This window comes from Cytobacillus pseudoceanisediminis (assembly GCF_023516215.1).
Taxonomy (GTDB): domain Bacteria; phylum Bacillota; class Bacilli; order Bacillales; family Cytobacillaceae; genus Cytobacillus; species Cytobacillus pseudoceanisediminis.
This window is the reverse complement of the sequence record NZ_CP097349.1, coordinates 568,513-591,540: the sequence shown is the minus strand read 5'-3', so window position 1 is coordinate 591,540 and position 23,028 is coordinate 568,513. Positions and strand designations below refer to the sequence as shown.

At 41.2% G+C, this 23,028-nt stretch carries 17 protein-coding genes and 3 pseudogenes; 2 read left to right on the top strand and 18 right to left on the bottom strand.

The window, feature by feature from the left end:
* Position 1 precedes the first annotated feature (1 nt).
* From M5V91_RS03225 to M5V91_RS03190, 8 genes and pseudogenes are all read right to left on the bottom strand, one after another.
* Positions 2-781 carry a fumarylacetoacetate hydrolase family protein gene (locus M5V91_RS03225; RefSeq protein ID WP_019382483.1) on the bottom strand — a complete coding sequence of 260 codons (780 nt, stop codon included), beginning with the start codon at positions 779-781 and terminating at the stop codon, positions 2-4.
* Positions 782-862: 81 nt separating this feature from the next.
* A pseudogene (locus M5V91_RS03220) lies at positions 863-3,039 on the bottom strand (malate synthase G).
* 235 nt (positions 3,040-3,274) lie between these two features.
* Positions 3,275-4,734 (bottom strand): annotated as a pseudogene (locus tag M5V91_RS03215) (FAD-linked oxidase C-terminal domain-containing protein).
* Positions 4,731-6,089, bottom strand: coding sequence for a (Fe-S)-binding protein (locus tag M5V91_RS03210; protein WP_019382480.1), 1,359 nt, complete (start codon positions 6,087-6,089; stop codon positions 4,731-4,733). The pseudogene M5V91_RS03215 and the gene M5V91_RS03210 overlap by 4 nt, the downstream one beginning before the upstream one ends.
* Positions 6,090-7,412, bottom strand: a complete 1,323-nt coding sequence (locus M5V91_RS03205) for an FAD-binding oxidoreductase (protein WP_251174988.1) — start codon at positions 7,410-7,412, stop codon at positions 6,090-6,092.
* A gap of 61 nt (positions 7,413-7,473) precedes the next feature.
* Positions 7,474-8,166, bottom strand: coding sequence for a FadR/GntR family transcriptional regulator (locus M5V91_RS03200; protein ID WP_019382478.1), 693 nt, complete (start codon positions 8,164-8,166; stop codon positions 7,474-7,476).
* Positions 8,167-8,797: 631 nt separating this feature from the next.
* Complete coding sequence (locus M5V91_RS03195) at positions 8,798-10,123, bottom strand: C40 family peptidase (RefSeq protein WP_009333538.1); 1,326 nt, start codon at positions 10,121-10,123, stop codon at positions 8,798-8,800.
* 342 nt (positions 10,124-10,465) lie between these two features.
* Positions 10,466-10,825, bottom strand: a complete 360-nt coding sequence (locus M5V91_RS03190) for a Na-translocating system protein MpsC family protein (protein ID WP_009333537.1) — start codon at positions 10,823-10,825, stop codon at positions 10,466-10,468.
* Positions 10,826-11,006: 181 nt separating this feature from the next.
* Between M5V91_RS03190 and fdhD the strand changes: the two genes are divergently transcribed.
* A complete protein-coding gene (gene fdhD / locus M5V91_RS03185) occupies positions 11,007-11,804 on the top strand; it encodes a formate dehydrogenase accessory sulfurtransferase FdhD (RefSeq protein ID WP_019381202.1) in 798 nt (265 codons plus the stop codon).
* A gap of 138 nt (positions 11,805-11,942) precedes the next feature.
* On the opposite strand, the gene M5V91_RS03180 is transcribed toward fdhD, so the two are convergent.
* The 5 genes from M5V91_RS03180 to M5V91_RS03160 form a co-directional block, all read right to left on the bottom strand.
* Complete coding sequence (locus M5V91_RS03180; RefSeq protein WP_019381201.1) at positions 11,943-12,266, bottom strand: hypothetical protein; 324 nt, start codon at positions 12,264-12,266, stop codon at positions 11,943-11,945.
* A 17-nt stretch (positions 12,267-12,283) separates the two neighbouring features.
* Positions 12,284-13,060: an HD domain-containing phosphohydrolase gene (locus M5V91_RS03175; RefSeq protein ID WP_251174989.1), complete on the bottom strand. Its 777-nt coding sequence runs from the start codon at positions 13,058-13,060 to the stop codon at positions 12,284-12,286.
* Positions 13,061-13,405: 345 nt separating this feature from the next.
* A complete protein-coding gene (locus tag M5V91_RS03170) occupies positions 13,406-13,972 on the bottom strand; it encodes a helical membrane plugin domain-containing protein (RefSeq protein ID WP_217025493.1) in 567 nt (188 codons plus the stop codon).
* A complete protein-coding gene (gene fdhF / locus M5V91_RS03165; RefSeq protein WP_217025492.1) occupies positions 13,965-16,931 on the bottom strand; it encodes a formate dehydrogenase subunit alpha in 2,967 nt (988 codons plus the stop codon). Before fdhF ends, M5V91_RS03170 begins: the two co-directional genes overlap by 8 nt.
* A 158-nt stretch (positions 16,932-17,089) precedes the next feature.
* Positions 17,090-17,623 carry a TetR/AcrR family transcriptional regulator gene (locus tag M5V91_RS03160; RefSeq protein WP_284521712.1) on the bottom strand — a complete coding sequence of 178 codons (534 nt, stop codon included), beginning with the start codon at positions 17,621-17,623 and terminating at the stop codon, positions 17,090-17,092.
* Between the two features lie 147 nt (positions 17,624-17,770).
* On the opposite strand from M5V91_RS03160, the gene M5V91_RS03155 reads away from it, so the two are divergent.
* Entirely contained in the window at positions 17,771-18,328 is a 558-nt protein-coding gene (locus tag M5V91_RS03155; protein WP_026041657.1) for a membrane protein, read from the top strand.
* A 110-nt stretch (positions 18,329-18,438) separates the two neighbouring features.
* Here M5V91_RS03155 and M5V91_RS03150 read toward each other — a convergent pair whose 3' ends face one another.
* From M5V91_RS03150 to M5V91_RS03130, 5 genes and pseudogenes are all read right to left on the bottom strand, one after another.
* Complete coding sequence (locus M5V91_RS03150; protein WP_019381195.1) at positions 18,439-19,797, bottom strand: LVIVD repeat-containing protein; 1,359 nt, start codon at positions 19,795-19,797, stop codon at positions 18,439-18,441.
* Between the two features lie 492 nt (positions 19,798-20,289).
* Complete coding sequence (locus tag M5V91_RS03145; protein WP_009333528.1) at positions 20,290-20,961, bottom strand: hypothetical protein; 672 nt, start codon at positions 20,959-20,961, stop codon at positions 20,290-20,292.
* Between the two features lie 20 nt (positions 20,962-20,981).
* Positions 20,982-21,649: pseudogene (locus M5V91_RS03140) on the bottom strand (GNAT family N-acetyltransferase).
* Between the two features lie 3 nt (positions 21,650-21,652).
* Positions 21,653-22,528, bottom strand: a complete 876-nt coding sequence (locus M5V91_RS03135) for a carbon-nitrogen hydrolase family protein (protein WP_009333526.1) — start codon at positions 22,526-22,528, stop codon at positions 21,653-21,655.
* Between the two features lie 126 nt (positions 22,529-22,654).
* Complete coding sequence (locus M5V91_RS03130; RefSeq protein ID WP_226280783.1) at positions 22,655-23,005, bottom strand: nuclear transport factor 2 family protein; 351 nt, start codon at positions 23,003-23,005, stop codon at positions 22,655-22,657.
* Between the last annotated feature and the right edge of the window lie 23 nt (positions 23,006-23,028).

Genomic DNA, 23,028 nt, shown 5'->3' with positions numbered 1-23,028 from the left:
ATTATACCGTTTTTGCGCTTTCACGTGCCACTGCAAAGGTATTCCGCAGCGTTCCAATCTCTTTGATCTCACATTCGATAACATCGCCTGACCTAACCATTTCAGCCCCAACAGGGCTTCCTGTAAGGATTACGTCACCTGGCATCAGCGTCATGACATTAGTCAGGTAGGAAATCATTTTTCGAATTGGGATAATCATTAATTCTGTGCTGCTGCTCTGCTTCTCTGAGCCGTTTAATTTAGCCTCAACTTTAACCTGAAATGGATCCAGGTCTGTTTCGATAACCGGACCAAGCGGAGTAAATGTGTCAAAGGATTTGCCAATTGTCCAATGTCCATCATTATGGAAGAATTGCGGTGCAGTAACATCATTCCCAACTGTGTAGCCAAAAACATAATCAAGCACATCTGACTCTGCTACATTTTTAGCTTCCCTGCCAATGACCACTGCCAGTTCTGATTCAAATTTCACCTCTTCAATGCCTTCAGGAATGATAATATCCTCATCAGGCCCTATAACAGAAGATACAGGCTTAAAGAAGAATACAGGGATTTCCGGGAGTGTCTCAGGCAAATCTGATTTCACTGACACATAGTTAGCTCCAATACCAATAATCTGATTTGGAACCAGCGGAGCAAGCTGCTTAACTTCATCCTGCGAAAAGCTCTGGCCAGTATACTCCCAATCTCCGAAAATATCACCTTTAATTTCTTTAAATATGCCCCCCTCTGCTACTCCTGTATGTACTGCCCCTTTAACTTCAAATCTAGTAAATTTCATCTTTTTCCCTCTCCCCTCAATTACTTTAAGTCTGCAGATCTTTAGAAAAACAGGGCACATGCATGCCCTGTTCTAAAACTATTACTGTTTAACAGCATACCTGGACTTAGCTTCAAGACGGCGGCGGTGCAAAATAGGTTCTGTATAGCCATTTGGCTGATCATAACCTTCAAAAACGAGGTCACATGCTGCCTGGAATGCAACTGATTGATCAAAGTCAGCAGCCATTGGGCGGTATGCTGGATCTCCACTATTTTGTTCATCCACAACTTTAGCCATTTTCTTAAGTGTCTCAAGCACTTGCTCCTTCGTGCAGATTCCATGGTGCAGCCAATTCGCAACATGCTGGCTTGATATTCTTAATGTCGCACGGTCCTCCATTAAACCAATATTATTGATATCAGGAACTTTGGAACAGCCGATGCCCTGCTCAACCCAGCGGACAACATATCCCAGGATACCCTGTGCGTTGTTATCCAGTTCTTCTTGAACTTCCCCTGGAGTCCATTGCGGATTTTCAGCAACCGGAATCTGCAGGATTTCATCACGAAGGTCCGAAATTTCTTCCAGCAGCTGGTTTTGCACCTTTTGAACTTCCACCTGATGATAGTGTAAAGCATGAAGGGTTGCAGCAGTTGGAGAAGGTACCCAGGCTGTATTGGCTCCAGCGTTCAGATGGCCGATTTTCTGCTCCATCATATCAGCCATCATATCAGGCATAGCCCACATACCTTTTCCAATCTGCGCACGGCCTTGGAAGCCTGTTTCAAGGCCTGTATTGACATTGGATTTTTCATAGCCTTTTAGCCAAGCTGTTGCCTTCATGTCATTCTTGCGGATCATTGGGCCAGCTTCCATGGAAGTATGCATCTCATCCCCAGTCCGGTCCAGGAACCCAGTGTTTATGAAGACGATGCGCTCCTTTACTTCACGAATGCAGGCTGCCAGGTTCAAAGATGTACGGCGCTCTTCATCCATTACACCAATTTTAAGTGTATTCCGCTCAAGTCCGAGCAGATCTTCTGTCCGGTCAAACAACTCGTTTGCAAAAGCAACTTCCTTGGAACCGTGCATCTTTGGCTTAACGATATAAATGGAACCTTCTGATGAGTTTTGGTATGGGCCATTTCCAAGCAATGTATGCTTGCCAATCAGGCTGGTAATTACCGTATCCAGAATACCTTCCTGTACTTCATTTCCATCCGCATCTAAAATCGCATTAATGGACATTAAATGTCCGACATTCCTGACAAACATTAATGAGCGTCCAGATAATGAGAACTTCTCTCCATCTGGAGAAACATACGAACGGTCGGGATTTAATGTACGTGTCATTGATTTAGCACCCTTTGTAAAGGCGGCGGAAAGGTCTCCCTTCATTAAACCAAGCCAGTTGCGGTACACAAGGACCTTGTCTTCAGCATCAACTGCTGTTACTGAGTCTTCACAATCCATAATTGTGGTAATTGCAGCTTCAAGCAAAACATCCTTTACTCCGGCATCATCCGTTTTTCCAATTGGGTGGCTTCTGTCAATTTGAATTTCAAAATAAAGGCCATTATTCTTTAGAAGTACCGCAGAAGGCTGATCCTGCTCTCCCTGGTATCCGGCAAACTTTGCTTCTTCTTTTAGATTTGCAGTTTCGCCATTGTTAAGTACAACAGACAGCTTATCGTCTTCCACTTTATATTGAACAGCGTCTTTGTGAGAACCTCTTGACAAAGGAACGGTTTGATCAAGGAATTCCCTGGCAAACGCAATAACCTTTTCTCCCCTTACAGGATTATATCCGCCATCTCTATTTGCCCCGTTTTCTTCACTGATTGCATCTGTGCCGTAAAGTGCATCATATAAGCTTCCCCACCGGGCATTTGCTGCATTAATCGCATAACGCCCGTTATTAACTGGAACGACCAATTGCGGTCCAGCCTTCACAGCTACTTCATCATCCACGTTTTCCGTAGTAATCTTAAAATCTTCGGTCTTTGGCTCAAGATAGCCGATCTCTTCTAAAAAGACTTATAGCTATTAAAATCAAAATCTTGATTTTCTCTGTGCCAATTGTTCAGCTTATGCTGAATTTCATCCCGCTTCGCCAGCAATGCTTTATTTTTAGGTGTCAGATCATTTATAAGCGCTTCCAAACCTGGCCAAAATTGTTCCTGATCCACTCCGCTTCCCGGCAGAGCCTCGGAATTGATAAATTCATAAAGCTCTCTTGCAACTTGCAGGCTTCCTGTTTTTACATAGTTTCCCATATTCATTTCCTCCTTTGGTTGCTGCTTTTACCATTTCTAATTTTAATGCGGCTGCCGATCCTTGTTTCTTATTACGAAACGGCGTTTCTAACTTTCTCTTAAAAAAATAATAGCATGTTTCCAAATGGATTTTCAATAATTTTCACACAACTTTATTCTTCTAATTGATAAGGCTGAATTTAGTTTTTCAACATTCGGTAACTGCCCAGCCTTCTATTGAAGGCTGGGTATTCTGTTATGAAATTGCCTGGGCCTTCATCTCTTTTTTGATTTCAGCACATCTGCTCGGCGATGGGAACAGTTTTCCAGCATTCAGCAGATTATGAGGATTAAAGACTTCCCGGATATCTGTCTGGGCAGCAATTTCTTCTTCTGTGAAAACAAATCGCATTTCTTCCCGCTTTTCAATGCCGACTCCATGTTCTCCAGTTATGGTCCCTCCAACATCGGCGCAGACTTTTAGGCACTGGCTTCCAGCTTCAAGTGCTTTCTCTGATTCTCCTGGTATCCTTGCGTCAAATAGGACAAGAGGATGCAGGTTTCCATCTCCCGCATGAAAAATATTAGCAATCCTTAATCCCGATTCACTGCTAATCTGATTGATTCTGCTTAAAACTTCAGGCAGTTTGCTTCGAGGAATGACCCCATCCTGAACCAGATAATCGGGAGAAATGGCTCCCATGGCACCAAAGCCTGTCTTACGGTTCGCCCACCATCTTGCTCTTTCCTCTTCACTTCCTGCCGCACGGACTTCACGGACATTCCTCTTTCTGCAAACCTCAAGGATTTGGTCGATCTGTTCCTCAATTCCCGCTGCAATTCCATCCACTTCAATTAAAAGAACTGCTTCTATATCTTTTGGATGGCCTACCGGAAAAGCTGCAGCTTCCACACCTTCAATAGCAGTCTTATCCATCATTTCAAGAGCTGCTGGTACAATACCCGCAGATATTATATCTGATACTGCCTGGCTCCCATCTTCAACCCGATCGAAGTAGGCGAGGACAGTCTGCTTTCCTTCAGGGTTTTTCAGTACCCTCACAGTTATTTTTGTTACAATTCCAAGGGTCCCTTCAGAACCAGTAATCAGACCCAGTAAATCATATCCGGGAGCATCGGGAATACCGTCCTTGCCAATTTCCACTATCTTACCATTAGGCATGACCACTTCAAGTCCAAGAATGTGGTTTGTAGTAACTCCGTACTTCAGACAATGTGCACCGCCGGCATTTTCTGCAACATTTCCGCCAATTGTACAGCAGTATTGGCTGGATGGATCCGGTGCGTAATAATAGCCTTTATCGGATATTGAATTTGTGAGTTTCAGATTTACAAACCCAGGCTCCACAACGGCGCGGCGGTTTTCAAGATCAACGCTAATAAGTTTTTTCATCCTAACCATACTGATTATTATTTCTCCATTAAGAGGTATGGCTCCGCCGCTCAGCCCCGTACCTGCCCCCTGGCCAGGAAGGGAAGATTGTTTTCCGAGCAGTACGTGACAATCTCCGACACTTCTTGTGTATTCTTTGGAAAAACGACTGCTCTTGGCAAGTGCTTATGGATCGTAAAGCCGTCACAGTCATAAGCAACAAGATCTTCTTTCTGGTAAAGAATGGAACGGGAACCTCCCACAATTTCAGCCAAATTTAAGATGTGTTGGTCCTGTGATTTAACCCGATCTTTCGTTCTCACTCTTTTCCCTCCTTCACACGGTCTTCCTTTTGGTAAGCCCAGTCAAGAAGCTGGACAGTATGGACAATTTTCTGATTCCTGCCGTATTTTTGAACTCCCATGGCCATTTGAAGCATACAGCCGGGATTTCCCATTGAGATCATTTCCACATCATCTGGAACATTTTCCATCTTGCTTTCAAGGACCGCATTGGCCATTTCCGGATTGGTAATATTGTATATTCCTGCACTTCCGCAGCAGCGGTCTGAATTAGGCATGTGTACCATGTCAACACCAGGAATATCAAGGAGAATATCACGCGGCTGCTGCCGGATTCCCTGACCATGTGCTAAATGGCAGGCATCATGGTAAGTAATTCTGGTTTTCATTTCTGCCTTTGGTTTTTCATAGCCTGTTTCATGAAGAAATTTTGAAATATCCTCTACCTTTTCAGAGAACTCTTCCGCTTTTGCATGCATTTCAGGGTCTTCCTTAAATAATTCTGCGTATTCCTTCATCATGCACCCGCATCCGGCTGCATTAACAATTACTTTATCAAAGTCTTTGAATGCTTCCATATTCTGCTTCGCCAGCTTCCTGCCCATATCACGGTCTCCCGCGTGAACATGCAGGGCTCCGCAGCATGTTTGGTTTTGGGGAATGACAACATCATTTCCATTTCGGGTCAGTACATTTATGGTGGATTCATTAATATCACTGAACATGACATCCATTACACAGCCGGTCAGCATCGCAACTTCCTGCTTTGTCTCCCCTTTTGCTTTGATTACTTTTACGTCTTTATATTTCTTTTTTACAGGCTCTTTCACTTCAGGCATGATGGATTCCATATCGGCAAGGTGCTGCGGCATAATATTGATTAATTTGGTTTTCCGGACTGCTTTTTGCATGCCGCTTTTTTGGTAGAATTTCAGAAGGCCGCCCAGCGTATTTAAGCGATTCTGGTGAGGGAAAAGGTCATGAAGAAAAAACTTGCTGATGGCTCCTTTCACTCCAGTTAATGGCATTGCCTGCCGAATCTGGCCGCGTGCTTCCTCAATCAAACCGCCAACATCGACATCAGCTGGGCATGCAGTTGTACAGGCACGGCAATCCAGACATTGAAATACCGGGTCCATGAATTGCTCATTTACTTGAAGCTTCCCTTCAGCCACAGATTTGATCAAGTGTACACGCCCCCTTGGAGAATGCTGTTCCTGACCTGTCTGTTCATATGTCGGGCATGATTCCAGACACATGCCGCAATGGACACAGTCAGCCCATTTCTTTTCATCTGGCGGATCGCTCCATAAATAGTTTCCCAATCCCGAGGTACATGGCGGCTCTTGCTTTAAATCGAGTTCACGGACACTCATTTATATCCCTCCTATGAATCTGTTTGGGCTTACTGTTTTATTTGGGTCGACTTTTGTTTTAATCCCCTGAAGCAAAAAGAAATGAGAAGGTTTATTTCCCCAAACATCCACTTTTTTCCGAAGCTCAAATGGCAGGTGCTTTGCAACCGCATATCCCCCTGCTCTTTCAGCGATCTGCCTTACATGTAAAGCGGCATCGGCGACATCTGGCTCTGCTCCTCTAATGGTCACTTGGCTCAATCCATGGCCCAGACCTCCGTGTGATTCGACTTTCACATTGAATTTATCTTGAAGCAGTTCAGTATCCTTTAATATTCTCACCGCGTCGAGATTAACAGTTCCAACCTTAAAGGAGGCTTCTGTTTGAATTAGCAATTCCTTGTCTGCCCCATTCGGAATATGCCTGTAAAAGCGATCCCAAAACAAATCCGCTTTTTCCTTGGAGCTTATACTCAATTTCGCATCTTTCGGCAGCATATTTCCCACAAAAATTTCCTGATAACGTACAGAGCTTTCAACATCTTCAAAACTCATAGCTATCGTGTAAGAGTTTATTCCGCTGAGTCTATCTGAAAGTGCCGGATTCAGCAGTTCAAGCGAAACTGGTTCAATCATAGAATCCAAAACCTTCACTGCAAACGCCTTTATATCCTCCAGATTTCCGGCTGGAAACGAAACGAGAACCAGACTCTCACATTTAGGGATTGGGCGAAGCTTTAAGGTAATTTCAGAAATCACACCAAGTGTGCCCATCGATCCTATAAACAATTTATTCATATCATAGCCGGCAACATTTTTTACGACTCTGCCACCCGAACGTATTACCTTTCCATCCGGATAAACAGTCCTTAATCCAATAACTGCATCACGGGCTGAACCGTAGCCCAACCTTTTGGGTCCGCTTTCATTTGCTGCAATGATTCCGCCTATTGTGGCATTTTCGGGCCAAAAAGGATCGAGAGATATCTTTTGATTATGTTTGGCCAGATAATCCTGAAGGTCTTTAAAGCGAGTTCCGGATCTTACTGTTACTGTCATATCACCAGGTGTGTGTTCCACAATCCCTGTATATTTTTCAAGTGATAAAAGAAAATCCGCTTTTTCATTTAACCCTCCGAATCCACGTTTTGTGCCACCGCCCATAATGTTGATGGTTAGACCATTCAAATCTGCATGCTTAATTGCCGCTGCAATCTCATCTTCTGTTTCCGGTAATATAATCATTTCTCCTGAGTTGCCAAATGGGCTTGAAACTTCATTTTTAATTATCTGGTCTTCTCTAAAATAAGTTTTTAAAGCACTTATCGATTCTGCTGCAATCAACATATCCACCCCGTTTGTTTCGTAATAGCAAACAACGTTTCTGATAAATTTCAAAAAAACATTAACGTTCTTGCAGGATACTCATTTGCAAAAGTTTCTCAACCAGCTCTAAATGTTCAATCATATTCTTATGCGCCTGATCCGGCTGCTTATTTTTAATAGACAAATAGATACCCAGATGCTGCTCTTCAATCTTTTTTGCGATATCATCCCGTGTTTGAAGATAATGATGGAAATCGATCATGGATTTTTTCAGTGTTTCAGATATAAATTGCACAAATTGGATAAGTATATCATTGCCTGCTGCATGGGCAATCGCCATATGAAACTGATAATCCTCCTCCCATCCATGGATGGCTGCATCGGAAATCAGCTTATTCATCTTCGCCAAATCCGCTTCAGACCGATTTGCGGCTGCCATTTCAGCGAGACCTGTCTCAACCATTTTTCTTGCCTGGAATAACTCATGGATATCTTTTATATCCGGGTGCAAATGTGGATTATTAAACAGTTTAGAAGAATCAAAGCGGGTTATGTAAGTGCCTTCTCCTTGCTTTACCTGCACAATCCCCTTGCCCTGCAAAGAGGTTAGCGCGTCTCTGACAGCTGACCGTCCAACACCAAATAGTTCACACAACTCCCTTACAGAAGGAAGCTTATCCCCAGGTTTAAAGGAACCTTTTGCAATCATGTCTTGAATTTGCTCAGCAGCAACCTCAGAAATTTTGCGCGTTGAGATCTTTTTTACATTCATTCTTACGCCTCCTCCCTTTGCAGACATCACATATCTGATAAGTTAATTGTTATTTACTATTTAAGCACGCTTAATTGTAATAATCAATAAAATATTTAGAATTTAATAAAAATTATTTTATCTTGATGGGCGGGATGAGTTTGATTGCTGGAGAACTTCGGATTTTTGAGGAGATGGAGTCTCAAACTTGAGGTATCTTTAAACTCAGTTTGAGGTAGTTTAGTAAACTGGGTCCGGACTTGATGGCACTTTGGACTCTGGTAGAGAGATTCTGTTTTTTGGCTCCGAACCTGAGTCTACTTCAGATTCTGGTTGAGCTCATCCTGAAATGTGAGTCCGAACCTAGTACAACTTCGGACTCTGGTTGAGGATATCACGTATTTTGGGTCCAAACCTGAGCCTACTTCAGACTTTGGTTGAGCTCATCCTGGAATTTGAGTCCGAACCTAGTGCAACTTCGGACTCTGGTTGAGGTTATCCCGTATTTTGGGTCCGAACCAGTCAAGTTATTGCAAGCAGCACGGCCCAAAAAAATATAAATCCCCAACTCTGATTTGGTAATAATCTAAAAGTGAGTTCAACATAAAAAACCTGACTTCCACGTTTTAACATGGAAGTCAGGTTAATTTTACTATTCTATAACGCGTACAACTCGTCCATTAAACTTAGTTTTCCAATAGCCACTGGACATGTTTGCAACCGCAACACCCGTTGAGCTTTGTGAACCGATGAATTTACCGCCGCCGAGGTAAATGCCTACATGGCCATCCCTTTTATAAGTATCAAAGAAAACAAGATCTCCAGCTCTCATTTCGCTTGCTGAAACCTGGCGCCCGCCAAACTTAAGAGAATCTGTGCTGGCTCCAACACTAATTCCAGCCTGGGAGAATGCCCAATGCACAAAACCTGAGCAATCAAATCTTCCATTGGCTATATCATAAGCATTTCTGCCGCCGCCAAAAACATAAACAGAATTACCGATATATTTATTGCCTGCAGTTGTAACAATGCTAATTGCGCTTCCGCCCTTGACGCTTGGCTTAGGAGCAGAGTTGCTGGATCCTTTTGTTTTCTGTGCAGCAGTTTTTTGCTCTTTGACAGATGATGAACCTGTTGGTGCAGAAGTCACTGAAGCCGAACCTGCTGATGATGAAGTCGATGCAGCTGTCTGTACTACTGGCGCTGTTTGCGCCACAATGCTTTGTTCGATTTGAGCAATCATAGAAGCATATTTAACATCTTCGCTTTGCAGCTTTGCCTTCTTATCTGCAATTGAATTTTCTTTATCTTTTAACTGCTGGATTAATGAGCTATTTTGCTGCTTTTGCTCTTCCATGATGGACTGCATGCCTTTTAATTCGGTCATCATGCTGGTTAATCCCGCTAACTCTTCTTCCACTGCAGCCTTCTTTTCTTCAAATGCCTTTTTATCCTGTTCCTGTTCTTCCAGTAATTGTTTGTCTGCCTGAACAAATGTGGTTACTGCTCCGACACGGTCAACAAAGTCACTGAAACTGGACGCACCAAGAAGAACATCTAAATATGCCACTGTTCCGCCGCTTTCCTGAAAAGATTGTGCACGCTGTTTTAGGATCGCGCTTCTCTTTTCGATTCTTTCCTCAATGATAGCCATTTCTGCCTTCAATTGATCTACTTCGGATTTAGTGCTGGCAATTTTAGTTTGAGTTTCAGCTATTAATTTATTATTATCTTCAATCGCCTTTTCAACTTTACTAATTTTATTATTTAATTCAGCGATTTCTTTAAGTACACTTACCAATTCCTTATCCGCTTCAGCCAGTGTGGCCTGCAAGCTGGAACGCTGCTGCTGTATTTGGCTTTTTTGGTTTTCGAGCTTATTGATTGATTCAGCATTTACACCTGGGATTGAAAAAGCACTTCCAAGCCCAAGGATAATAGTTGTATTTAAAACGATGAGCCTTTTTCTCAAAGTCATTACCCTGCTTTCTAATATGTACTTGGTCATTTATTGGCCGTAAGAATATAAAACTATTTATCTATGTATATTTTGTTAAGTGATTACAATAAATATCTCTAGTAAATTTGTCTTTCCATGGAGGATTATACCATCCTTATTTGACAGACTTGTTATAGAAATATTACAAAAATATTTCAAACGTGACATTAAACCCCTTTTTTCGCCATCCTTATATGACATAATTCCCTATTTTACTCAGAGAAGATGTCCAACGACAGTTGTGTGCTGTATTCCGGAAAGAATAAAAAAAGACTGGAATCCGGATTCTATCTTCCAGATTTCAGTCTTTAATGAATACTTTTAATCCATAAACTTGCTTTGGATATCCTGATCGAACACAAATACCGACATTCCAAAATCCCGTTCGATATCTATATCCACAAACAGGTCAATTAGTCTTGCCTGCAAAAATTCTTCCATTTCAGCCGGCCGGTTCTTTTTATACATCTCCTTGACCATTTCTGTTCTGGCAGCCCGAAGCATTTGTTTCCCTTCGTCTGCACTTGCTATGAATTTTTCCACAGGAGATAAATTACCTTCCATTTCACATATAGCCCAATGTTTGCAGAAAGTTGTCCTAACTTTGCTAGGTCCTTTGCCCATATGTTTTTTTCGGAAGGAGCGCACTAAATTACTGAATTCAGCTTCATACTTGTTCATATTCCAACCCTCATTAACCTATTTTCATGTATAATCCCAATTATACATGTCCAATGCAGGTTTCACTTTAATAAGTTAATCAATTAATACAATTATTGTCAAACTAAACAATCTAAATTTCTTGTTTAACTGAATTATATGCTACTATTTTGTTAGTTGAAAGGTTCTAGGAGGAAGAATTATGGATATTCTAAGCAGCAGAAAAATTGTCAGATTTCAGAATGGAGTTCTGCAGGATGCAGAAGATTCAATTGTTTCCGAACACCCTCTCACAATTCATCTAAATGGAGAAGAGTTCGCAACAATGGTCTGCAGCCCAGAGAATATTCGGGAATTAACAATCGGCTTTTTGGCTTCTGAAGGCTTCATCAGGAGTATTGACGAAATCAAGGATATACAAATAGATGAAAGCAAAGGATTTGCATATGTGGAGTTACATACCCAAACTTCAACAGCAAGCCATGAGTTCCACTCCAAACGGTTTATTGGTTCATGCTGCGGGAAAAGCAGGCAATTTTATTTTCACAATGATGCCAGGACAGCCAGAACTTCTACATCAAAGCTGACCTTGTCTCCCAGCCAATGCATCTCATTTATGAAACAGCTGCAGGAAGGCAGTCTGACTTTTCAAGAAACCGGAGGAGTACATAATGCCGCCTTATTTTCTGCAGATGAAGTGATTGTCAGCAGAACAGATATTGGCCGGCATAATGCTCTAGATAAAATCCTTGGGTATTGCATTGAAAACAGGATTCCTGTAAGAGATAAAGTTATTGCATTCAGCGGCAGAATCTCTTCGGAAGTTCTTCTAAAAGCCTCCAAAATCGGAGTAGGCATAATTCTATCAAAATCAGCTCCGACTGATCTGGCCATAAAACTGGCAGAAGATCTTAATATCACAGCCGTTGGCTTTATACGCGGTCAGTCTTTTAATGTTTATTCTCATCCTGAAAGGATCGTTTCAGGGGCGGAAGATTAATAAAAGAGGAACCTAATTATTATTAGCTAGCAAACCAAGGTGTTTGTACACACCTTGGTTTCAATTTTATTTTAATTTTTCAGACAAAAAAACCAATCAAGTTCTGATCGGCTTTTCACACTGAAATCAATTTATAATTTAATTATACAATGGAACGGGAGGATCAATTCCTAATACAGGCTGTCCATCGACTGTTAACCATACATAATAATGGTCAATCTCTGTTTTAAGTATCACTTCAATTTTAGCGATTAACTTTTCTTGCATTTCAAACGATAACCTTGCTGTTTCCTCTCCTAATGGTATATCTTTCAATCCCAGCAAATCAGCAATTTTCCTTGCATCTTCATAGGAAACTTCGACATATTTATCATACTCCGGTAAATATGCAGCCTCCGCGGTTTTAATTCCTAATGCGGCAGTCAAGATTACTGCCATTAAAATAAACCCTATCTTTTTCATTTTTTTCCCCCATAAATTTAAATTTGATCTATAAGCCCCAGGAAAACATCCAGAATTTCAGGATGATACATGGTTCCACGGTAATTCAATAATTCTTTTTTAGCTTCTTCCTTACTCCTGCCCTTTTTGTACACTCTATCCGTGGTAATAGCATCATAAGAATCAATAATCGAAATGATCGAAGCTTCAATAGAAATCTCGCTGCCTTTCAATCCAAGAGGATAACCTTTTCCATCAAATCTCTCATGGTGCTGTTCGACTACTTTTCCTGCATCTATCAAGAGCGGCAATCCTGTTTCCTCAAGTATTTCTCTTCCGAAAACAGAATGTTTCTTCATTATTTCCCATTCCTCTGGAGTGAGTTTACTCGGCTTTTGCAATATTTCCAGGGGTATGCGCAACTTCCCCACATCATGAAGAAAAGAAGCTAAATTCAAGTTTACTAGTTGCTTAGAATCTAACTCTAATGTTTTTCCAACCAGCATAGAAAGCTTATTAATTCTTTGGCAGTGATCTCTGGTATATCCATCTTTTTCTTCAATTGATATTGATAACTCCATCATTTCCTTTGTTACTTTACTATAATGAAAAAAAACTGGCCTTGATGTTACATAAAGAAATTCAGTGGTAGCTGCTGCTTCAAAAACATAATGTTCTTCTACTGGTGCCCTAAAAAAAGAACTCCCTGTTTTTATTTTCTTGGTTTCATTTCCATTTCTAAGAATTAATTCCCCTGAAAGTACACATAAATATTCTAGTGCTTCCCAGCCTTCTTGGGGTTCAATCCCCCACATTATGCCCGGATCAAGCTTATGATAAATAACCTCTGTCCCGTCCCCCGAAGCAATCAGGGAGATTTGCAAGCCTTTCATGTGGACTGTTTCAATGAAACTATCTTCATTTATAATGCCCACTTTATTACCCTCTTTCTTATACTTCGCAAATGATGTATGTTTTGGGTGGCAAATTAATAAACTTTCCTATATTGCCATTCTAGTACATGATTTTCCATTTTTCCACAAAAATTTTGCTATTAAATTGATATTAAAGAGAATATTGACAATATTTAAGGCTATTTGCCTGATTTTATCATTTCCAATAAAAAACCAGTGACCTTAAATGGGGTCACCGGCTTGTTGTCATTCTCTTTTGTTAGGAGGAACATCTCTTTCGTTTTTCTCCATTTTGTGTATTTTCTGGTCTTCTGGAAGCTGTGTGTTCCTTTCCATGGCGCTTGTATCTTCTCCCATCCCTTTTAGGAAAGTAATCAGAAGTGTAACCGCACGATTGACTTCTGGATCTTTTAATGCCTTTACCAGTTCAAAGTAGCTTGTTTTTTCATCCGTTTCTTTATGTTCCGCCACCCTGGCAATACCGGAATTTAATTTTAACAGCAAGGGTTCAAGCTGCTGAACATTAATGGTGCCAAGAGTTCCAACCATGAGAAGCAGGTTTTTGATTGTATTGGTAGCTTCCGGTTTATCCACTGCTTTAACAAGGACATTCAATACTTTATCTCCCTGTCCAAATAAGCCATTTAATAATGAAAGAATTCCCCGATCATGCATATGTCCTACTGCTGTCAGTAGCTCAAGAATGGAATCCTTATTATCTATCAGGGCATTCTCCACTTCTTCCAGGTCCTTTTTGCGTTTATCCTCTGGGCTTAATTCAAAACGCTTGATGTTATTAATCGCTTTAGCCATGCTGCTTTCGCTCCTTTTTCACCATTTCTCCCGGGAAAATATAATCTTTTCTTGCCCATTTCTTTTGCACGTTTACACCTATCTGCGGCTGCGGATTGCCATAGCGGTGATTAATTCTTGGAAGCGGGTTGCTTCCTTCTTCACTCAGGATTTCAAGCTTTACCTTCGTTTCCTTATATGCCGGTGTATCGGTATCCTTGTCGGCATAGCTGCTTGTTAATAAATTTATGGCGGCTTCGCCCCTATCATTCATAGGAAGGTAAACTTCCTTTCCTTTAACCCTATCCGTTATATGGCACTTTACTTTCACATTGCCATATGGCGATGTCAAACGAACAAGTGTACCATCCTTCAACCCTCGTTCTTCGGCTAGTTCAGGTGATACCTCCAGGAAAACTTCCGGTGTTTTCAAGCTGATTCCTTTTGACTTATAGGTCATATTACCTTCATGGAAGTGCTCCAGAAGACGCCCATTATTGACATGAATATCATATTCCATTGGGTATTCAAGAGCAGGAGTCCAATCTACCGGAAAAAGTCTTGCCTTGCCATCCGGAAAAGGAAAGCCTTCCGTATAGAGGAGAGGACTGTCTGTTCCATCTTCAGCCACGGGCCATTGCAGACTATTGTATCCTTCCAATCTATCATAAGTAACTCCTGCGTATAATGGCATAAGTCCAGCTGCCTCGTCCATTACTTCGCTTGGGTGCGTATATGTCCAGCCTGCTCCCAGCCGATTTGCAACTTCAATGATAATCTGCCAATCCGGCTTCGAATCCCCAAGCGGCTCGAACGCCTGGTAAAGACGCTGAATTCTCCTCTCTGTGTTAGTAAATGTTCCTTCCTTTTCCAAACTTGGACTTGCAGGAAGCACCACATCCGCAAACTCAGCTGTACGGGAAAGGAAAATGTCCTGTACCACAAAGAAATCAAGCTTCTCAAAAGCAGCCTGCACATAATTAATATTTGAATCCACAAGTCCCATATCTTCACCCTTCAGATACATCGCTTTCAGCTGGCCTTCATGAATCCCTTCTACCATTTCGTGATTATTCAGTCCGGCCTTTTCCGGAAGCTTTACTCCCCATGCATCTTCAAACTTCTTTCTCACATCAGGGTCTGAAACCTTCTGATACCCAGGCAAATTATCGGGGCTGCTTCCAAAATCACCTGCCCCCTGCACATTGTTGTGGCCCCTTAAAGGATACGCACCTGCACCAGGTTTAGCGTAATTTCCTGTTACAAGAAGCAGATTTGATATGGCTGTACTTGTATCACTGCCTCCAAGATGCTGTGTGACACCCATTGCCCATAAAGCGGAAACACTATTGGCTTCATGAATCATTTTCGCCATTTTGATTAAATTGTCTTTGGAAATCCCGGTCGTTTCTTCTGCAAATTCCAGCGTATATTTCTCCAGGTTTGATACAAATTCTTCAAGTCCATTTACTTTTTCCTGCAGAAACTTCTCATCCGCCCATCCCTGGTCGATAATGTATTTGGTAATGGCAGAAAGCCAGACCATATCCGTACCTGCACGAGGACGCACAAACAGATCAGACCGCTCTGCCATTTCATGTTCCCTTAAGTCAGCCACAATTACTTTTTGGCCGTTAAGCTTCTGGGATCGTTTCACCCTGGTAGAAAGAACCGGATGGGATTCAGACGTATTGGAACCAATAATCAGCACTAATTCAGAGTTTTTAATATCTTCGATTGAACCAGCATCCCCTCCATATCCCACAGTTCGAAATAACCCTACAGTTGCAGGGGTCTGGCAATATCTTGAACAGTTATCGATATTATTTGTCCCTATGACTGCCCTGCCAAGTTTCTGCATTAAATACGATTCCTCATTGGTACATTTAGATGATGTAATAAAGCTCAATGCATCTGGGCCATGCTGTTCTTTAATTTCCGAGAATTTTCGTGTAATCAGTTCCAATGCTTCGTCCCATTCTGCTTCACGGAATGAATCGCCTTCCCTGATTAGCGGCTTCGTTAATCGTTCCTCACTATTCACAAAGTCCCAGCCAAATTTCCCTTTTACACATGTAGAAATTCCATTGGCAGGTGCTTCTGCCTGAGGCTCCACCTTCAGTATTTCACGGCCCTTTGTCCATACATCAAAGCTGCAGCCGACACCGCAATATGTACAGACTGTTTTGGTCTTTTTAATTTTCTCTTCCCGCATAGCTGCTTCCATATCAGATATAGCCAGAATGGACCCATATCCTGTTTCAACATTTTTAGTGATTTCAATCATTGGACGAAGAGTGTCTTTGGCAATTCCAGTCAGAAATCCGGCTTCCCCCTCCATTCCTTTTTCCATCATGGCATTACATGGACAAACCGTAGAACAGTGTCCACAGGATACGCAGGAGGACTCGTTAATGGGCACATCGTTATCCCAGATAACCCTTGGTCTCTCCCGCTCCCAATCAATGGTAAGGGTTTCAGTAACCTGGACGTCCTGACAGGCTTCCACACATCTTCCGCAAAGAATGCACTGATCGGGATCGTATCTGTAAAATGGATGAGATTCATCCTTTTCATAAGGTTTTTGATCAAACGGGATGCTTTGGTGATTGATTTTCATCGCCTTAACCGTATTATGTATTTCACATCCCCCGTTGTTATAATCACAAACCGTACAATACAATTCATGATTAAAGAGAATCTTATCCATGGCAATGGTCTGCGCCTGTTTTACATCAGGATCCACAGTATCAATTACGTCTCCATCTTTAATTTTTGTGGAGCACGAACGTACAAGTTCTCCATTGACAGAAACAATGCAGGTATCACAGGTCTCTATTGCTCCAAGGCTCGGATGGAAGCAAACCTGAGGAATTTCAATCGAACTATCGTTTAATAATTGCAAAACGGTTTGATCCTGCTTTGCCTTCATTTCTATACCATTTATCTTTATATTGAGAGATGCTGGCAACTCAATCATCCTTTCAATGAATCGGTTTCTTAGGTTTTCACTACCCTTGCAAGAAAAAGTTAAACGTTTAGTTAATGATATTGGCAGATAACTCCAGGCATTCTAACAAAAATAGATTTTAATGGACACAAAAAAAACGGCTGTAAATTCAGCCGCCTTTAACACATTTATTTTTCCAGCAATGACAACAAATGATTTCTAAGAATCGCTTTCATTTTTTCTTCATTAAATTGATCTGGTTTCATTACTGCATGGAGGGCGAGGCCATCAATAAGGGCATGCAGACGACCTGCTTCTTCCTCAACTTTCATTTCAGTTCCGGACAGTCCTAATTTAACTAGTCCCTCAATGATGTTTCTGATGCCTGTCTTCATTTCTTCGTATACACGGCTGCTAAGTTCAGAAAGATGCGGGTCTACTAAAGCCTTTATATTAAATGCTATCCAGACTTCCATTTCCAATCGCCGTTCTTCATCTAGAGGAAGTAATTCCCCCAGCACGAGAATCATATTTTCGAAATGATCATCTGTAAAAGCCGCATTCTGAATTCGTGTTTTCACCCTTTCTGATACTAAGTTCATTGAATACGCCAACAGTTCATTTTGATTTGAAAAATAATGGCGCAAAGACCCAGCAGATAGACCTGCTTCCTCCGCAACTTTACGAACAGAAGCACCTTCAATGCCCTCTTTTTTAATCACCCGCCATGCTGCTTTTCCTAAAATATGCTTTTGCTCTTCATGGTTAACTTTTTTGGCATAATTATATTATACCACCTATTGCTTTTTTAACACAGTTGTATTACAATATTTTTATAGTACAACTGTGTTAAAAAGGATGTGGAAAATCTGATTGGCTGGCTAATTATCGCATGTGAAATTGGTTTTTGGATTTTTGTTGCTGCAGGTTTAACAGCAAGATATATAGTAAAGAAAAAATCATTAGGTGGTTTCCTTCTGCTTTGTACCCCGCTAATTGATTTAATTCTAATTGCAGCAACGACCATTGATTTGCACAGTGGAACAGAGGCAACCATTTTCCATGGCTTTGCAGCAATTTATATTGGCGTAACGGTAGCCTATGGAAAACCTATGATTCAATGGGCAGACGAAAGATTTGCCTTTAAGTTCGGAAATGGACCAAAACCTGAAAAGCCAGCAAAATACGGCAAAGAACATGCAAGGAGAGAGAGAAACGGATGGTATAGGCATCTTCTCGCATGGATAATTGGTTTGGTTTTATTAATGGCTATGATCCTTTTTATTGACAATCCCCAGCAAACGGAGAGTCTCAAAGGATTAGCAGGAATATGGACATTGGTTCTTGCAATCGATTTTGCCATCAGCTTCAGCTATACTGTTTGGCCGAGAAAAATGAAAGCTGAAAACTCAAAAATAACTCTGTAGTTTCACAAAACCTGCTTCTTGTCAGGTCAAAAGTTTATCATTATAACCGTCCTTTTTTAGGAGATATCAAAAAACAGGAGCCTTCTTCGGGGACTCCTGTTTTTTAATTATTATTGGCTGCCGTTTTTCTGCAGGACTTTCAATCCAGATCCCATATCGGATGCAAGTACATAATTGCGATCTACGAATACACCCCAAATGTTAGATTTGCTTGGAATATAGACACCAATTTCTTCCGGATTCGACGGGTCTGTAATATCAACTGTCCTTACACCCCCTGCATAATGTGAGAGATACAATGTGTTCCCCTGAACCTTTGGATCATGGACCGTCGCTCCTCCAGGAATCTTCTCAGTGAAGTCGGTTCTAAAAGTGCTTAGAAGCTTTGGATCTGTCTTATCTTTGATATCATAAATCATTGTGTAGCCATAGGCACTCTCAAAGCCCTCTCTGGTTGGACCAAATACCTCCCTTGTCTCTATAAGGACATTTCCTCCTTTAGCTAAATCCATCGAATGGGCGGCTCCCTGAACATCATTGGCGAAATCCGTCCTGCCCAGATAAACTGGATTTTTGGCATCGCTAATATCAAGTATGATTGTTCCTAAATCCCAGTACGAAAGGAAAGCTGTTTTCCCAGTTCCATCTGTTTTGACGCTATGAGCAAACGCTGCCCTTTGAATTCCGTCTTCATCAGTCCAATTATATCCATCATAATTATCATCGTTCACTTCAGATATATAATTGCGCGGATTAAATTCATAAATTGTTTCAGGCGTTGAGGGATTAGTAACGTCTACAATATTAACATCCATTTTATCACCATGAGAATACAGATCTGCATAGCAATTTGCAGTCAGCACATAAACATTATTTCCTTGAACGGTTAGGTAAAGTTCATGTGTTCCCCGTGCCCCCGATGTATCTTCCCAAAATCCCAATTCCTTTGGTTCCCGAGGGTTTGTTACATCGTATAATACAAATCCTCCTTTTGCATTTGGGTTGGTTCGATCTACCTTTTGAACGCTGACTGCAGCCAAATCACCTTTAAAGTGCTTCGTATTAACAGTTTTTACAATTACTTTTTCCTGCCATGTCCCTGGGATATGAGCAAATGACGACACTTCTACTGGATTTGAAGGCTTTTTCATATCAAATACACGCACTCCGCCTTCACCCCCATTTTTGGTATGTGTGCCTACATAGGCAAAGCCTTTATGCGCATAAACATCACCCGATGAATTTTGTACTCCCTCTTTTACTTCTTTTAGTGGAACAGACGCTACTTCTTGAAGATTACCTGTATTTTTGCTGCCATCAAGCAATGGAACAGCTAATTCAACACCTGCCAGACTATCACCTTTTTCAATACCTCCGCTGAATTCATCATGTGCAAATGCTGTTGGGCCACCAGCGGATAGGACAAGAGCTCCGGCTAAAGCAGTTTTAATTAAGATTTTCTTCTTCAAATTTATTCCCCCTAATATAATTTAGCTATGTAGTCGGTACGCTAAGTTTAAGTGTCCCGAAATACTGCATTTTTTATATTAAAGAAAATTCAGAATTTTTAATATCAGAAAATTTTCCTATATTTTCTACAATATATGACTGATTCTCTTCCATCCTATATAACTAGTGAACATAATGGAATATGATATTTACACTAATTTGACCAGTCTTTGCGTATTTCTTTTGCCCCCCCAAAAAAGAAAACACCTTCCAATGGAAGATGCCTGAATAAATTTATCTCCTGCTTTTCAGCTTTCTTTTTACAGCCGGAACAACATATTTTTTCACTAATGAAGCACCGTTTTTTACAATGAATGCTTTTATTAATCTTTTCAATGCCATGAAAGGATCCCTCTTTTCGGTTTGAACATTACTTTATATTCTTTACCTTTTTAGTATGTCCGTTAAACATTGAATGCAAAAAAGCCCTTGAGGCAAGGGCTTTCTGCTGATTATAAAGGAAGCAGGGATATTTTCTCTTTTTCTTTCAGCTGTTCAATCATTCCATACCACTCCTGCGGTTTAGCCGATAGAACAGCGTAATATTCTGAAAGGAAATTAATAACCAAGCCAGAAGGAATCTCTGTGATTTCTTCATCTGCTGGCATGAAGCAAAAATCAAGTCCCTTAACTGCTTCCCCATCATTTTTCCAAGAAGGATGAAGATATGGGAAATCAAGCTTCTTATAGCCCATATGAGACAAAACCTCCCGGCGGACGAATGGGTTCATTGGCTTGGCACCGCCAAATTCATGGTCTTCAATTCCATAAGGATCATAAATTTCTGCAAACATGCCAAATAGCTCTTTACCGTTTTGGCCGGCAAGCTCGTCAAGATCCTTGGATCGATTTCGTGCAAGGAAACGGCCAAGGCTTAGGCCCTGACGGCCAATGATGGTAAAATCAGTCATGGCAATATTCCATTGCGGATAGTAGCGATATTCGGTAGCACCGACCACATCACCTTCATGAACAGCCGCAAACACACGAATTCCAGAATCTTCAAGAGGTTCCTTCCACAATTCAAACTCAAGTACTTCTTCAGGAGGAAAGACTTCTTTCATCAACTCATGCATTTTAACAAAAAGAGGATCATGAATACTCGTAATTCTGATATATTCCAATGTACTATCTCCTTTGCCGCTTATACCTTAAATGGATTGTTCCACTCCATTAAGGCACCGTAATTAAGTGACTCCTCATCTTCTAAATAATTTTCTGCAACAGTAAGCGGAGTTCGGCCGCACCTCAGCAAAAATGTGATAACCGGATCTTTCTTCTTCCCATCGATCAATTGCTGAAGATATTCCTGGGCAGTCAATTCATGGGCGAATTTATGGTAGCCAGGCATCCGCCCCCTCCAAGCAAGCGATCGAGACCTAATCTAATGACAACCTGATACATAGCCTGCATCATTAATTTGCCCAGCCCAAGTTTTCGGAACTTGGGTCGGACACTTATATCAACAATATATAATGTTTTGCCTTGAGGATTATGATTGCGAATATAGCCGCTGTCGGTTATTTCTTCCCATGTATGCTCCGGGTGGGAAGGATCAAAATCAACAATCAGCCCAGTTAAAGACCCTGCTAATATTCCTTCAATCTCGATGCAAAGTGCACCATCCTGAAAGAGCTCCACATGGTTAGTTAATTGCTCCTTATTCCACCATAAATCCGAAGGAAAAGGGGGCGGAAAGCATTCAGCCTGAATGTCAATTAATTGATCAAAATCCGCTTTAGTATAATTCCTGATTACAGCAGGCACCGGCTTATCCCCATCAAACACATAAAATTCGCTTCTATATGCCATTTTTCATCCTTCGATATTTTCTTTTTCCCAGTCGACATACAAATCCGTTCTGCGGTCGCGCCAAGTCGTAACAGAGCCGCGTTCTCGGACTTCATATAAAAGGCTAAGGTCAAGGTCGGCAGTCACAATCATATCGTCATTCAACTCGCCTTCCACCATAATCCCTTTTGGCGGAAATGGAATATCATTCGGTGTAATGACAGCTGCCTGGCCGAAATTGGCACGCATAAAGTCGACAGTAGGCAGGGAACCAATTGTTCCTGTGACCACAACATATACCTGATTCTCAATAGCTCTTGCATGGCTTGTATAGCGGACACGGTGGAAACCATGCCGGTCGTCCGTACAGGAAGGACAGAAAATAACATCTGCTCCTTTTGCTTTTGCCATACGGACGATTTCCGGAAACTCAATATCATAGCATGTCAGGATGGCTATTCTGCCTTTATCTGTATCAAATACACGGAGGCCTTCGCCAGGTGACATATTCCACTCATGGACTTCAGTAGGAGTGATATGCAGTTTAGCCTGCTCTTCAATCCGCCCATCCGGATAAAATAAATGAGCCACATTATAAAGGCGGCCATCTCTGTTAATAACGTGTGTACCGCCAATAATATGCATTTTTGTATCTTTAGCAAAATTGGAAAATAGCATTTTATACTGTTCTGTAAAACCAGGCAATTCATTTATCGTCAGACTTGTTCCCTGCTCGCTTCCAATGGACAAAAGCTGTGTGGTAAAAAATTCAGGAAATAAGACAAACTCCGATCCGAACTCCTGTGCAGTTTTAATGTAATGCTCACATTGCCCGGCAAACTCTTCAAACGAACGAATGGTGTGCAGATGATACTGCACAGCAGATACACGAATTTTCAATGTAATCCCCCTCATCAGAAAATGTATAGATGAGTATCACTCTATCTTTTAAAAATTATCAATGATTTTCCTGCATAGCACAATACTTTTTTAATCGGAATACGAAATTTTTTAATTAACACTATTTTATTTTACAAACCAGACTTTTTGAATTTTATCTTCTTCAATTTCATACATTGCTATTGCATAAATAGACTGACCGTTTGCCCTTCCAGTAACATATTCATAATCAATAACTATATTTCCTTTTGCCATTCTGGAAATCAGCTCAGCATGCTGATTTGGATTGTTTTTAAAAAGCTGGCTGTACCTCTCCCTCATCTTTTCTTTTCCTTTATACATAACCTCGTCCCCAGGGAATGTCATAACTGTTACATCATCACTATATACTGCTAAAAATTCATCAATGTTCTGCCGGTTATAAGCATCAAGCTGCTGCTGAGCAATCCTTCCTGTTTTTTCTTCCAATTGGGACACCATCTTTCCATCGTTTTTCTTTC